Raw genomic sequence first — 13,704 nt, forward strand, 5'->3', positions numbered from 1 at the left:
GCTGTGGCGCGGCAGCCGAAAGATCTCGGGGTCGACGCGGTGACCCACCTCGCCGATGTGGGCGACGAGGAGTCCCTGCGCCACGCGCTCGACGCGGTGACCGAAGACCAAGGCCTGCCCGACGTCGTGGTCTACAACGCCGCCGCCATCCGCAGGAACGCGCCAGGGGAGCTCGACGCGGAGGAGCACCTCAGGCTGTGGCGCGTCAACGTCCTCGGCGCCTATACCGCCGCGGCGCACCTCGCGCCCGAGATGGCCCAGCGCGGCCACGGCACCTTCCTCACCACCGGCGGGATGCCGGAGCCCCAAGCCGCCTACACCAGCCTCTCGCTGGGCAAAGCCGGCCTCCGCACGGTGACGGCGCTGTTCGCCGAGCAGTCCCCACGCTGCACTTCGCCACGGTCACCGTCGGCGGCACCGTGGAGAAGGGCACCGCGTTCGACCCGGACGTCGTCGCCGAGCATTACTGGCGGTTGCACACCCAGCGCGTCTGGGAGCGGGAAGTGCTGATCACGACCAACCCCAGTCCTGCGTGAAACACCCCGCCAGGTAAAGATCCACCCGGTCCGCGAACCGGCCCAGATCGCGGCCGGTCAGCTCCGAGATGCGCGAGATCCGGTACCGCAGGGTGTTCACGTGCAGGTGCAGCGCTCCCGACGTCTGAGTCCAGGAGCCGGAGTGCTCGAGGAAAGCCTTCAGAGTCGGGAGAAGCTCCGAGCCGTGCGCGGCGTCGTACGCCAGCACGGGTCCGAGGACCTTCGAGCCGAAAGATCGGCGCAAATCATCCGGCACGGCGGCCAGCAGGAGCAGGTGAGAGGCCACCTCGTCGCCCGCCAGCACGGCCGCGCGGCCCGGCGAAAGGGCGGCCAGCGTGCGGGCGTGGCGCGCCTCCTGGAGGCCGGAGCGCAGGCCGGCCACGTCGGGCGCGCGGCTGAGGCCGACGGACAGGCGGGCGGAGCCGAGGGCCGGTTCGACCGCGCGGACGGACTCGCGCAGGGTCTCGGCGAGGCGGCCCAGGCGGTCGTGAGCCGGGAACAGCCCGAAGGTCTCGCCGTCGACGGTGGCCACCAGCGTGGGAGCGGGGGCCGAAGCGAGCAGCTCCTCCACCAGCACCTGGGTGAGGCCTGGCCCGCCGCCCTCGACTGCGGCGGAGAGGGTCACGACGTGCGCCGACGGCGGGAAGTCCAGCGCCGCGAGCCGCGCGGACAACGAAGCCGGGGAAGCGTCGTCGGAGAGGGCCAACCGCAGCAGCGGCTCGGCCGCCCGGTTCTCGATGCGCTTGGCCTCGTCGACGCGGGAACGCTCCAGCCCGATCAACGGAGCCAGCTCCAGAGCGAGTTCGCGCCGGGAAACAGCCCAGCGTCCGATGTCGCCGGAGGCCACCAGGAACCAGCTCGCCACGCGGTGGCCCGAGCGGCTGGCGGCGGCCAGCAGCGTGACGGGACCGTCGTCGCCGGGGACGGTCAACGGGAGTCGTTCCGCGCGGAGGAACCGGCGCGCCAAGGCGGCCCGGCGCGCATCGGAAGGTGGCGAGCCCGTGCCGGCGATCAGCCGGCCGGTCGCGCTCAGCACCCAGCAGTCCACGCCAAGCTCGGCAGCGCCCGCGGAAACCAGCGCGGGAAGGCCGTCGCCGCTGGTCACGGCCGCGACCAGCCGCCGGTGCGAGTCGTGCGCGGGGGCGGAACGCTCGGCGGCCAGGCCGAGGATCACACGCTCGGTCACGGTCGCGAAGGACACCGACAGCGGGACCTCGAACAGCGGCAGCCCGACCCGTCGGCACGACTCCACGAGGTGCTCGGGCACGGGCCCTCCGACCTCCGCCGTCCCGGCACCCAGCGCGACCACGCCCGCCGCCGCCAGCACGCCCACGAACTCCTCGGCCTCGGCCGGCCCGGGCAGCCAGCGCATGCCGCACAGCACGATCTCCCCGCCGCTGAGGTACCGCGTCGGATCCTGCAGCGTCGCCTGGAAGACGCGCCCGAACTCGCGGTCCAGTGCCGACTCACCGGTGAGCAGGGTCAGCCCGAGCTCCGCCGTGTCCAGCAGCGCACCCAGCCGCACGCGGCACCTCCTTCCAGGCTCAAGTAGCGCACACGCCGGCGCCGCCGTCGTTTGGAGGAACCTACGAAAAACCACCCTCGACGCCCACCCGGTTTCGGTGGATCTGCCGTGGTCCGCGCCACGTCACGGCGTGTGTACTGGCCGACGAGCGAAGGGAAGGAACACCATGGCGATCGTTCTGGGCGACAACCGCTACGGAAAGGCGGAGAACCGGGTCGTGCGCGTCGACCGCGACGGCGACGAGCACCGGATCACCGACCTCAACGTCAGCGTTTCGCTGTCCGGCGACATGAGCGACACCCACCTCACCGGCGCCAACGACAAGGTGCTGGCCACCGACACGCAGAAGAACACGGTGTTCGCGTTCGCCCGCGACGGCGTCGGCGAGATCGAGGACTACGCGCTGCGCCTCGCGCGCCACTTCGTCACCACGCAGGAGAGCATCCACGGCGCCCGCGTGCACGTGGAGTCGTACCCGTGGCAGCGCCTGACGGTCGGCGGGCAGCCGGCCCACCACTCGTTCGCCCGCTCGGGCGGCGGCACGCGCACCACGACCGTGCACTACGACGGCGCGCAGGCCTGGGTGCTCGGCGGCGTCGAGGACCTCACGGTGCTCGACACCACCGGCTCGGAGTTCTGGGGTTTCCCGCGCGACGGCTACACGACGCTGCCGGAAACGAAGGACCGCATCCTGGCCACGGCTGTCAACGCGAGCTGGCGCTTCGCCCGTGAAGACGTCGACTGGGCCGGCGCGTACGACACGGCCCTGGCCTCGCTGCTCGACGCCTTCGGCGGAACGCACAGCCAGTCGCTGCAGCAGACGCTGTACGCGATGGGTTCGCGCGTGCTCGAAACCGTGCCCGAGATCGTGGAGGTACGGCTGTCGCTGCCGAACAAGCACCACTTCCTCACCGACCTGTCGCCGTTCGGTCTCGACAACCCCGGTGAGGTCTTCCACGCCGCCGACCGGCCGTACGGGCTGATCGAGGGCACCGTGCTGCGCGACGACGCGCCGCCCGCCGGGCCGGCCTGGTCCTGAGACGCAGGCCGAAGTGGAGTTCCTGCGCCCGACCACGCTCGCCGAGGCCCTCGAGGCCAAGGCGGCCCACCCCGACGCCGTGCCGATCGCGGGCGGCACCGACGTGATGGTGGAGATCAACTTCGACCACCGCCGCCCGCCGGCGCTGCTCGACCTCAACCGCGTCAGCGAGCTTTACGGCCACGACGTCGTGGAAGGCCATATCCGGATCGCTGCCGCGACACCGTACACGCGGATCATCGCGGAGCTGGGCGGCCGGCTGCCGGGACTCGCGATGGCGGCCCGCACGGTCGGCTCGCCGCAGATCCGCAACCGCGGCAGCGTCGGCGGCAACCTCGGCGCGGCCTCGCCCGCGGGTGACTCGCACCCGGCGCTGCTCGCGGCCGACGCACAAGTGGAGATCGCGTCCACTCGCGGCACCCGGCGCGTGGCGGCGAAGGACTTCTATGTTGGTGTGAAGCGAAATGTGCTCGAAAAAGACGAGCTGATCACGGCCGTCCACTTGGCACCGGCGAGCGGGCCGCAGCAGTTCAGCAAGGTGGGGACCCGCAACGCGATGGTGATTGCGGTCTGCGCCTTCGGCCTCGCGGTGCACCCGGCCGAACGCCGCGTGGGCACGGGCGTCGGCTCGGCCGCCCCGACACCGCGCTGCGCATTCGACGCCGAGGCGTTCCTCGCGGGCGAGCTGGCGGCCGACGACCAGTGGGACCGCCCGCGAGCGCTCGCCGACTCGGTGAAACGCCGCTTCGGCGAGCTGGTGGCGGCCGCGGCCGCGCCGATCGACGACGTGCGCGGCAGCGCCGACTACCGCAGCCACGCGCTGTCGGTGCTGGCGCGCCGGACGCTCGGCTGGGCCTGGACCGAATACTGCGGAGGGAGGCGCACGGAATGCGCGTGAACGTGAACGTCAACGGCGAAAACGCCAGGCGGACAACGTGTGGGAAGGCGAAAGCCTGCTTTACGTGCTGCGCGAACGGCTCGGCCTCGCCGGCTCGAAGAACGCGTGCGAGCAGGGCGAGTGCGGCTCGTGCACGGTATACCTCGACGGGGTGCCGGCGTGCGCCTGCCTGGTCGCGGCCGGGCAGGCCGAGGGCCGCGAGGTGCGCACGGTCGAAGGGCTCGCCGACGGTGAGAACCTGGACCCGATCCAGAAGTCCTTTGTGGAATGCGGAGCCGTCCAATGTGGCTTCTGCACGCCCGGGCTCCTCGTGACTGCCCACGATCTCGTGGCGCGCACCGAAAACCCGAGCGACGCCGAGATCCGCGAAGCGCTGGCCGGGAACCTCTGCCGCTGCACCGGGTACGAGAAGATCCTCGACGCGGTCCGGCTCGCGGCCGCGCGGAAGGAGCACGCATGACGCGCCCGGCCCCGGCCCGGTCACCGCAGGAGCTGGCCGACACCGTCACCGGCGGCATCGGCACGAGCCCGCTGCGACCCGACGGCACGCTCAAGGTGCGCGGCGAGTTCGCGTACTCCTCGGACCTGTGGCACGAGGACATGCTGTGGGGCGCCACGCTGCGCAGCCCGCACCCGCACGCGCGGATCGTGCGCCTCGACGTCTCCCGCGCGTTGGCGCAGCCCGGCGTTCACGCGGTGCTGACGCACGAGGACGTGCCCGGCGAGAACCTCTACGGCCTCAAGTACCAGGACACGCCGGCGCTGGCCGAGGACCGCGTGCGCTACCAGGGTGAGCCGGTGGCGATCCTCGCGGCCGACCACCCGGAGATCGCGCGGCAGGCGCTCAAGCACATCGCGGTCGAGTACGAGGTGCTCGAACCGGTCACCGATCCCGAGCGCGCCGCGCACGACGAGACCCTGCCGAAGCTGCACCCCGGCGGAAATCTCGTGCGCTACCAACGCATCGTGAAGGGTGACCCGGCCGTGGAGGCCGACGTGGTCGTGTCCGGCGTCTACGAGATCGGCATGCAGGACCAGGCCTTCCTCGGCCCGGAGTCCGGCCTCGCCGTGCCCGACGACGACGGCGGCGTGGACCTCTACCTCGCCACGCAGTGGCTGCACGTGGACCAGAAGCAGACCGCGCGGGCGCTGGGCCTGCCGCTGGAGAAGGTGCGGCTCACGCTCAGCGGCGTCGGCGGCGCGTTCGGCGGGCGCGAGGACCTGTCGATGCAGATCCACTCGTGCCTGCTCGCGCTGCACACCGGCCGGCCCGTGAAAATGGTCTACAACCGCGAGGAGTCCTTCTTCGGCCACGTGCACCGGCATCCGGCGAAGATGTACTACGAGCACGGCGCCACGCGCGAGGGCGATCTGGTCTACGTGCGCGCCCGGATGTACTTCGACGGCGGTGCCTACGCGTCGAAGACGCCGGTGGTGGTCGGCAACGGCACGACGCTGAGTGTCGGCCCGTACAACGTGCCCAACGCGAAGATCGAGGGCTGGGGTGTGTACAGCAACAACCCGACGTGCGGCGCGATGCGCGGCCTCGGCGCGGTGCAGCCGACGTACGCGTACGAGTCCCAAATGGACAAACTCGCCACGGCCCTCGGCATGGACCCCGCCGACCTGCGGATCCGCAACGCGATGAGCGAGGGCTCCACCAATGTCACCGGCCAGCTCGTGGACTTCCCGGCTCCCGTGGCCGAGCTGATCCAGCGGCTGAAGGACATGCCGTTGCCGCCGGAACGTGGTGAGAACGCGGACATCCGCGACCTGCCCGGCGGTGCGTCCAATGTGACCCACGGCGAAGGCGTGGTACGCGGGGTCGGTTACGGCGTGACCATCAAGAACATCTCCTACGCCGAAGGGCTCGACGACTACTCCACCGCCCGCGTGCGGCTGCAGGTGATCGGCGGCGAGCCGGTGGCGCTGGTGCACACGGCCGCGGCCGAGGTGGGCCAGGGGCTCGTCACGTTGCAGCAGCAGATCGCGCGCACCGAGCTGGGCGTGCCGCGGGTGACCGTGCACCCGGCCGACACGAGCGTCGGCGACGCGGGTTCGAGCTCGGCTTCGCGGCAGACCTACGTGACCGGTGGTGCCGTGCGCAACGCGTGCCGTGCGGTGGCCGACGCCGTGTACGCGCTGGCCGAACGCCGGCTGGGCTGTGCTGCGAAAGGTATGTCGCTGGCAGGCGGCAAGATCGTGGCCGGTGACGGTGAGGTCGTCGTGTCCCTTGTGGACCTTCTCGGTGAGGAGATCGTCGAGGAGACGCGGGAGTTCCACCACCGCAAGACCTACCCGCTCGACCCGGAGACCGGCCAGGGCGACGCCCACGTGCAGTACGGTTTCTCCGCGCACCGCGCCGTGGTGGACGTCGACGTGGAGCTGGGTCTGGTCAAGGTCGTGCAGCTCGACTGCGCGCAGGACGTGGGCAAGGCCATGAACCCCGACGCGGTGCTCGGCCAGATCCAGGGCGGGTCCGCGCAGGGTCTCGGCCTGGCCGTGATGGAGGAGATCCAGGTGGTGGCCGGAAAGGTGCGCAACCCGTCGTTCACCGACTACCTCATCCCGACCGTGCTGGACATGCCGCCGATGCGCATCGACGTGCTGGAGCGGCCCGACCCGCACGCGCCCTACGGCGTGCGCGGCGTCGGAGAACCGCCCACGATCTCCTCGACGCCCGCGGTCGCCAACGCCATCCGCGCGGCGACCGGCCTCGAACTGCCCCGGGTCCCGATCCGGCCCGAGCACATCACCGGAACCTGATTTCCGAGAACTGTCTGGAGCGCAAGCGAAATGACCCTCTCCCTCGACGCCGACCTCGAGCGCGAATGGCTCCTCGAGAGCGTGCGCATCGCGACCCGCAATGTCGCCGACGGCGGCGGCCCGTTCGGCGCGCTCGTCGCCAAGGGCCGTGACATCATCGCGACCGGCGTCAACCGCGTCACCCCTTCGCTCGACCCCACGGCCCACGCCGAGGTGGTCGCCATCCGCGCGGCCTGCCAGGCACTCGGCACGTTCAAGCTCACCGGCTGCGTGCTCGTGTCCTCGTGCGAACCGTGCCCGATGTGCCTTTCGTCCGCGCTCTGGGCGCGGGTGGACGGCGTGGTCTACGCGGCCGACCGCCACGACGCGGCCAAGGCCGGCTTCGACGACCGCGCGTTCTACGAACTGTTCGACAAGCCCCGCGAAACCTGGGAAGTACCCGTTTCCCGGCTGTCCCTCAAAGACGGCTTCGCACCGTTCGACGCCTGGCTGGACCGGCCCGACCGCGTCGACTACTAGGCGCTCGGCGCCGGCGGTTCTCCCCGGTCCGGCCCCGCAGTGCCCGACAAAGAAGCGCCCGATAAAGAAGCGCCCGACACCGGAAGCCCGTACCCCGGGCACATCCCGGTGCTGACCGGAGCACCACAAAAAACGCAACTCGTCAGGCTCGCCGCGTCCCGTCCGAACACGGGGCGCGGTGGAGCACACCCACCGGCAAGGGGACGACGCATGACCCAGGTACACATCGACGACGCTGTGACCCCGGCTCCAGGACCAGCTCGTAAGTCCATTACGGACCGGCTCTTCGACATCACCGCCCGTCGCACGACCGTGGGCCGCGAGGTGCGCGGCGGCATCACCACGTTCGTCGCGATGGCCTACATCGTGCTGCTCAACCCGCTCATCCTCGGCGCTTCCGCCGACATCACCGGCGCGAAGCTCAGCGCTGCCCAGGTCACCACGGCCACGGCGCTGGCGGCCGCGGTGATGACCATCCTCATGGGACTCGTCGGCAACGCGCCGCTCGCGCTGGCCGCGGGTCTCGGGATCAACGGCATCGTCGCGTTCCAGATGGCGCCGGCGATGACGTGGCCCCAGGCCTTCGGACTCGTGGTGCTCGAAGGCGTCTGCATCGTGATCATGGCCGTGAGCGGGATCCGGGAACGGATCATGAACGCGATCCCGGCATCGCTCAAGATGGCGATCACGGTCGGCATCGGGCTCTACATCGCGCTCGTCGGCCTGGTCAGCGCCGGGTTCGTCACGCGGACGCCGGACTCGGCCGAGTCCACTGTGCCCGTTCGGCTCGGTTTCGACGGGCACCTCGACGGCTGGCCGATCGCGGTGTTCTGCTTCGGGCTGCTGCTGATGACGGTGCTGATGTCGCGCAAAGTCCCGGGCGCGGTGCTGATCAGCATCGCGGTGTCCACTGTGCTCGCCGTGGTGCTGCACGACGGTTTCCACGTGGGGAACTGGGGTCTGACCACCCCGACGCTGCCGAGCCACGTGGTGGCGGTGCCTGATTTCGGACTGCTGGGCCACATCGACCTGTTCGGCGGCTTCGCTTCAGCGGGTGCGCTGACCGCCACGATCTTCCTGTTCACGCTCGTGCTGTCCGGCTTCTTCGACGCGATGGGCACGATCACCAGTGTGTCGGCCGAGGCCGGGCTGTCGAAGGACGGCCGCGTGCCGCGGATGGGCCGGATCCTGTTCGTCGACGGCGCGGGCGCGATCGCCGGCGGGCTCTCGGGTTCCTCGCCCAACACCGTGTTCCTCGAGTCGGCGGCGGGCGTGGGGGAGGGCGCGCGGACCGGGCTCGCGAGCGTGGTCACCGGCGCGCTGTTCGCCGCGACGCTGCTGTTCACGCCGATCGCCGGCATCGTCCCCGCGCAGGCCGCGGCGCCGGCGCTCGTGGTGATCGGCGGGATGATGGTGGCGCAGTGCCGCAACATCCCCTGGCAGGACAGTGATTACACGATCCCGGTGTTCCTCACCGTCGCGCTGATCCCGTTCACGTACTCCATCACCAACGGTGTGGGCGCGGGCCTCATCGCGTTCGTGCTCATCAAGACGTGCAAGGGCAAGTGGCGCGAGGCCGGCTGGATCCTGACGGTGCTGGCACTGGTGTTCACCGTCTACTTCGGAATCGACGTCGTCAAGGCTGTCTTGTAGCTGTGGCAGCTCGGAGGAAAGGAACCGTTGTGACCCTGATGTTCCTCAACGGCGGCGCCATGCGCGGCGAACCGCTGCACCACCTGCTCGACGGCGCCCCTCTCGTCGCCTCGACGACGACCGCGCCGAAGTACCGCTTCTACTCCGTGGGCGGCCAGTGCCCGGCTTTGGTCCCGGTCGCCCACGGCGGCGGTGCGGTGGCGGGCGAGGTGTACGAGGTGTCCCTGGACGCGCTGCGGGACCGGGTGCTGCCGGCCGAACCGCCCGAGCTGGAGCTGGGCGTGATCGAGCTGGCGGACGGGAGCTCGGCGTTCGCGATGCTGCTGCGCCGGCCGCAGACGTCCCACGTGCAGCTGCGCGACATCACCGAGATCGGTGACTGGCGGGCGTTCCGGTCTCAGTCATGACGGTGCTGGTCGCGCCCGACAAGTTCAAGGGCTCGCTCACGGCGGCGCAGGTCGCTTCGGCGGTCGCTGCCGGCTTGCGTGAGGTGTCCCGCGACGAGCCGGTGGTCGAGCTCCCGGTGGCGGACGGCGGTGACGGCACGGTGGCCGCCGCCGTCGCCGCCGGGTTCCGCCGGGTGCCGGTGCGCGTGTCCGGGCCGACGGGGCGGCGGATCACGGCGTTCTTCGCGCTCCGGGGTGACGTTGCCGTCGTGGAGCTGGCCGAGGCGTCCGGTTTGCAGCGGTTGCCGGGTGGGCTGCCGGCGCCACTGACGGCGTCGAGTTATGGCACAGGCGAGCTGATCGCGGCGGCGCGGGCCGCCGGGGCGTCGCGGATCGTGCTGGGTGTCGGCGGGAGTGCGGGCACGGATGGTGGTGCCGGGATGCTGACGGCGCTGGGGGCGCGGGTGCTGGATTCTTCCGGCGCCGCGGTGCCTCTTGGCGGTATCGGGTTGGCCTCGGTGTCTACTGTGGACTTATCTGGTCTGTCCGCTGTGGACATCGACCTGGCTTGCGACGTGGACAACCCGCTGTTGGGGCCTTCGGGTGCGGCGGCGGTGTATGGGCCGCAGAAGGGTGCGAGCCCTGAGGATGTTGCCGTGCTGGAAGCCGGGTTGCGCCAGTGGGCTTCGGTGCTGGGTCCTTCGTCCGCCTCGGCCGCGGGCGCCGGCGCGGCGGGCGGGGTGGGCTTCGCGGCGCTGGCGGCGTTGGGCGCTCGGCTGCGGCCGGGTATTTCCTTGCTGCTCGACCTCCTGGGCTTCTCCGCCGCGGTTCGCGATGCCCGTCTCGTCATCACCGGCGAGGGTTCCCTGGACACGCAGTCCTTGCACGGCAAGGCCCCTGTCGGCGTCCTGCGCGCGGCCACGGGCGCCGGCGTCCCGACGGTTGCCGTGGCGGGCCGCTGCCTGCTGTCCCCGGCCGAGTGGCGCGCGGCCGGCTTCACCGCCGTCCACGCCCTCACCGACCTCGAACCGGACCCGGCGCGCTGCATGACGAACGCGGCGCCGTTGCTGCGCCGCCTCGCCGAACGCCTGGCCCGCGACCGCGCCTCAACCGTCCAGCGCGGAGGATCGGCTGGGGTCGGCGAGCGGAAGTTCCGCGTGCAGGCTGGTCCCGGCTCCGAGCGGGCTCTGCAGGACGATCCGGCCGCCGATCGCTTCGACCCGGTCTTTGAGGCCGAGCAAACCGGTGCCCCGGGTGAAGTCGGCGCCACCGACTCCGTCATCGAGGACCGTGACGAGCAAGAGGGCTTTCGCGGCGTCGAGGCGAATGGTCACCGAGGCGGAAGACGCTCGTGAGTGCTTGGCCGCGTTGGTCAGCGCCTCCGCGACGACGAAGTAGGCGCTGACCTCGACGTGCTTGGGGAGCGACTGCGCCGGCTGCTGGTCGACGTCGACCGGGATGGGCGAGCGGCGGCCGAGCGTGCGCACGGCCGCCTGGAGTCCTCCCGTGTCGAGGATCCCCGGGTGGATACCGCGCGCGATCTCGCGCAGCTCGTTGAGCTGACTGGTGGCTTCGGCGGCGAGGTCACCGAGATCGGCGGCGAGTTCGGTGAGTTCCGGTGGCACCTGCGCCTGTGTCGCGCGCAGCCGTAACGCGAGAGCGACGAGCCGTTGCTGAGCACCGTCGTGCAGGTCCCGTTCGATGCGCCGGCGTGCCTGGTCGGCCGCCGTGACGATCCGCGCCCGCGACGCGGTGAGCTGGGCGTAGAGCTGGGCGTTGTCGAGGGAAACGGCGAGCTGGCCCGCGATGAGCTTGACGGCGTCGAGCCGCTCCGCGGTGAACGCGCCGCGGATCAGCCGGTTTTCCAGCAGCAGCGCCGCCCGCGGAGTGCCGCGGCTGAGGACGGGCACGGCGAGGAAGGAGCAGCGCGTGAGGCCCGCGAAGCACGGGTCGTGGGCGAAGCGGTCGTCGCGGGTGACGTCGTCGACGACGAGTGGTGCCTCCGTCCGGCGGATGTAGCGCAGCACCGACATCGGCACCGCGTGGTCATGATCGGCGCCCGTCGCTGTGTTCGGGGGAGCGGAGGCGGGCAGGAGCCAGTCCCGCCGGTCGTCGCTCCACAGCACGAGGCGGACGACGGTGGCACCGGTCATCGCGCTGAGCACATCGACGACCCGCGAATGCAGGCGTTCGATACTCGTCCCGGAGCTCAGCGCCCGCGACGCGGACAGGACGCCGAGCAGGTCGAGGGTGCCCGTGGTGACCGCGGAGCGCTCGTGGACGGCACCCGCCGGTCGGGCCTCCTCGAGACTGGCCGTCGCGCCGGCTCCTGATCGCAGAGCCGGGTAGGCCCAGTCGAGCTGCGCCACCTTCGCGGTCGCGCCCCAGGCGGCGTAGTCGTCGCGGGCCTGCGCGAGCAGGTCGAAGCCGGTGTGGTCGATGTCGTGCGCCAAGTGGAAGCGCGCCGCGCGCTCGGCGATCAGGGCCCGGTGCCAGGGGCGCCGACGCTGGACGACCTCGCGCCGGGCGGCGTCGAACGCCCGCACGGCACCGCGGAAGTCGTCGACCGCCCAGGCCCGCTCGGCCTCGAGCAACCGCACCAGGTGCAGGAAGTTTTCCGGTGCGTCCCTGACCCGCGCGGCCAGCCACCGCATCACCTCGTCCAATTCGGACAGTGGAGCTCCGCGCTCGAAAACACCGTGGCGGCCCAGCGCGTTGAGCAGCTGCACGGTTTCGTACGGGTTGCCGGACGTGCGCGGCTCGATCACCTCTACCAGGCTCGCCGCCGCGACGGCGTCGGCGTGCAGCATCTCGGCGACCATGGCGACCAGGCTCGGGTTGGGCAGGTTGCCCAGCCGCAGGTACCGCACACCGGCTCGGTCTTCCGACCCTGCCGGTGGCTCTGCCGAAGCCACGTCGTCGTCGCGGCGCACACCCACCAGCAGCAGGCCGGCGATCGGTTCCTCGTCGAGCAGGAGGTCGACGAACCCGAGTGGGACTCGCCCGGCCCATTGCAGGTCGTCGAGGAGCAGCACCACCGGTCGTTCCGGCGACGCGATCGCCCGCAGGATCTGGACGCTGTTGTGCTGGGCCCGCGATTGCGCGGTGAGCGGATCGCCGGGATCGGGCGGCACCTTCAGCAGCGCGGCGAACTCCGGCACCACAGCGGTCAGCAGGCCCACATTCGGGCCGGCTGCGGCGAAGATGCGTTGCCGGACCTCGGTCAGCTCGCCCTCCGGCTCGGCCAGCAGCAGCCTTCCCAACGCCCGGAACGCCTGGTGCACCCCGTCGAACTCCAGATCCCTCCGGTACTGGTCGAACTTGCCCGCCACGAACCAGCCGCCCCGGCTCGTCACGGCCGGGCGCAGCTCGTCGACCAACGCCGTCTTGCCCACCCCCGCCTCGCCGTTGATCATGACTCCCTGGCACCGGCCCGTCAGCGCGTCCTCGAACGCCGCGTGGAGCACGGCCACCTCGGCTTCGCGCCCGACCAGTCTCGGTGGCGCGACCAGCCGGAGCGGGAAGTCGTGTTCACCGACCCGGACCGGTCCCGCCCGGGCGTCCCGCAGCCGCTCCAGGTCGTGGACCACGCCCTCCGCCGTCTGGTACCGGCTGTCCGGCTCCTTCTCGAGCAGATGAAGGATGATCTCGGGCAGGGCCGCCGGCAAAGCCGGGTTCACCTCGTCCGGCGGCACCGGGACCTGCGCCAGGTGGTCGTGGGTGAGGCGAAGCGGATCGCCGGAGCCGAACGGCGGTGCCCCCGTCGCCAGTTCGTAAAGCGTCGCACCCAGCGAGTACAGGTCGGCCCGCTGGTCGACGGAACGGCCGGTCCGCCCGGTCTGTTCCGGCGCCAGGTACGCGAGAGTCCCCACGATCTCGCTGCGATCGGAGAACGGACGGCCGGCGTCGGCGAGCGAAGTGGCCAGCGTGAAGTCCACCAGGTACGGAGCACCGTCGCGGGAGATCACGACGTTCGCGGGGGTGATTTCCCGGTGCAGCACGCCGCGGCGGTGCATGGCCGCCACGGCTCTGGCCAGGCCCAGCGCGACGTCGACCAGGACATCGACGGGAAGCGGCTTCGACAGGCCGGCCAGGTTCGTGCCGCCGACGTCCGCCAGCACGATCGCCCCCGCGTACTGCGGTGCGTCCGCCAGCTGCGCCACCCCCGGGACCCCGCGGAGCTGTTCCAGCACCGCCCGCTCGTGCCGCAGCCGTCCCGGCGCGTCCGGCCCGAGCGGCTGTTTGCAGACGACGGTGTGATCAGGGAGGAACAGCCGGACGATCCGCGTGCGCTCGTCCTCGCGAAGTACTGAGACCCGGGTGTCCGGATCTCGGCCCGGTAGCTCAGCTGTGCCCACCCGACACCTCCACGCACCGTCGGT

9 protein-coding genes and 2 pseudogenes are annotated in these 13,704 nt (G+C 71.4%); 9 read left to right on the forward strand and 2 right to left on the reverse strand.

The window, feature by feature from the left end; genetic code table 11:
- Positions 1–3 precede the first annotated feature (3 nt).
- A complete protein-coding gene (locus AB0M56_RS35330) occupies positions 4–510 on the forward strand; it encodes an SDR family oxidoreductase (RefSeq protein WP_364184463.1) in 507 nt (168 codons plus the stop codon).
- Here the strand turns inward: AB0M56_RS35330 and AB0M56_RS35335 are convergent, their stop codons facing one another.
- On the reverse strand, positions 511–2,061 hold the full coding sequence (locus AB0M56_RS35335) for a helix-turn-helix domain-containing protein (protein WP_364184466.1): 1,551 nt from the start codon (positions 2,059–2,061) through the stop codon (positions 511–513).
- A 166-nt stretch (positions 2,062–2,227) separates the two neighbouring features.
- Between AB0M56_RS35335 and pucL the strand changes: the two genes are divergently transcribed.
- From pucL to AB0M56_RS35375, 8 genes and pseudogenes are all read left to right on the forward strand, one after another.
- Positions 2,228–3,100, forward strand: coding sequence for a factor-independent urate hydroxylase (gene pucL, locus AB0M56_RS35340; protein ID WP_364184468.1), 873 nt, complete (start codon positions 2,228–2,230; stop codon positions 3,098–3,100).
- A 13-nt stretch (positions 3,101–3,113) separates the two neighbouring features.
- A complete protein-coding gene (locus AB0M56_RS35345) occupies positions 3,114–3,998 on the forward strand; it encodes an FAD binding domain-containing protein (protein WP_364184471.1) in 885 nt (294 codons plus the stop codon).
- Positions 3,989–4,458 (forward strand): annotated as a pseudogene (locus tag AB0M56_RS35350) ((2Fe-2S)-binding protein). Before AB0M56_RS35345 ends, AB0M56_RS35350 begins: the two are co-directional and overlap by 10 nt.
- Positions 4,455–6,764, forward strand: coding sequence for a xanthine dehydrogenase subunit D (pucD, locus tag AB0M56_RS35355; RefSeq protein ID WP_364184474.1), 2,310 nt, complete (start codon positions 4,455–4,457; stop codon positions 6,762–6,764). Before AB0M56_RS35350 ends, pucD begins: the two are co-directional and overlap by 4 nt.
- Positions 6,765–6,794: 30 nt before the next feature.
- The gene (locus AB0M56_RS35360) at positions 6,795–7,283 is read left to right on the forward strand and encodes a nucleoside deaminase (RefSeq protein WP_220243638.1); all 489 of its coding nucleotides are present in this window, start codon (positions 6,795–6,797) and stop codon (positions 7,281–7,283) included.
- 210 nt (positions 7,284–7,493) lie between these two features.
- Positions 7,494–8,936, forward strand: a complete 1,443-nt coding sequence (locus tag AB0M56_RS35365; protein WP_364184477.1) for an NCS2 family permease — start codon at positions 7,494–7,496, stop codon at positions 8,934–8,936.
- Between the two features lie 29 nt (positions 8,937–8,965).
- A complete protein-coding gene (locus AB0M56_RS35370) occupies positions 8,966–9,343 on the forward strand; it encodes a gamma-glutamylcyclotransferase (RefSeq protein WP_364184480.1) in 378 nt (125 codons plus the stop codon).
- Positions 9,340–10,422 (forward strand): annotated as a pseudogene (locus AB0M56_RS35375) (glycerate kinase); the annotation flags it as partial. The gene AB0M56_RS35370 and the pseudogene AB0M56_RS35375, both read left to right, overlap by 4 nt.
- 6 nt (positions 10,423–10,428) lie before the next feature.
- On the opposite strand, the gene AB0M56_RS35380 reads toward AB0M56_RS35375, so the two are convergent.
- Positions 10,429–13,680, reverse strand: coding sequence for an AAA family ATPase (locus tag AB0M56_RS35380; protein ID WP_364184483.1), 3,252 nt, complete (start codon positions 13,678–13,680; stop codon positions 10,429–10,431).
- Positions 13,681–13,704: the final 24 nt, after the last annotated feature.

The sequence above is a fragment of the Amycolatopsis sp. NPDC051372 genome (assembly GCF_040682095.1).
Taxonomy (GTDB): Bacteria; Actinomycetota; Actinomycetes; order Mycobacteriales; family Pseudonocardiaceae; genus Amycolatopsis.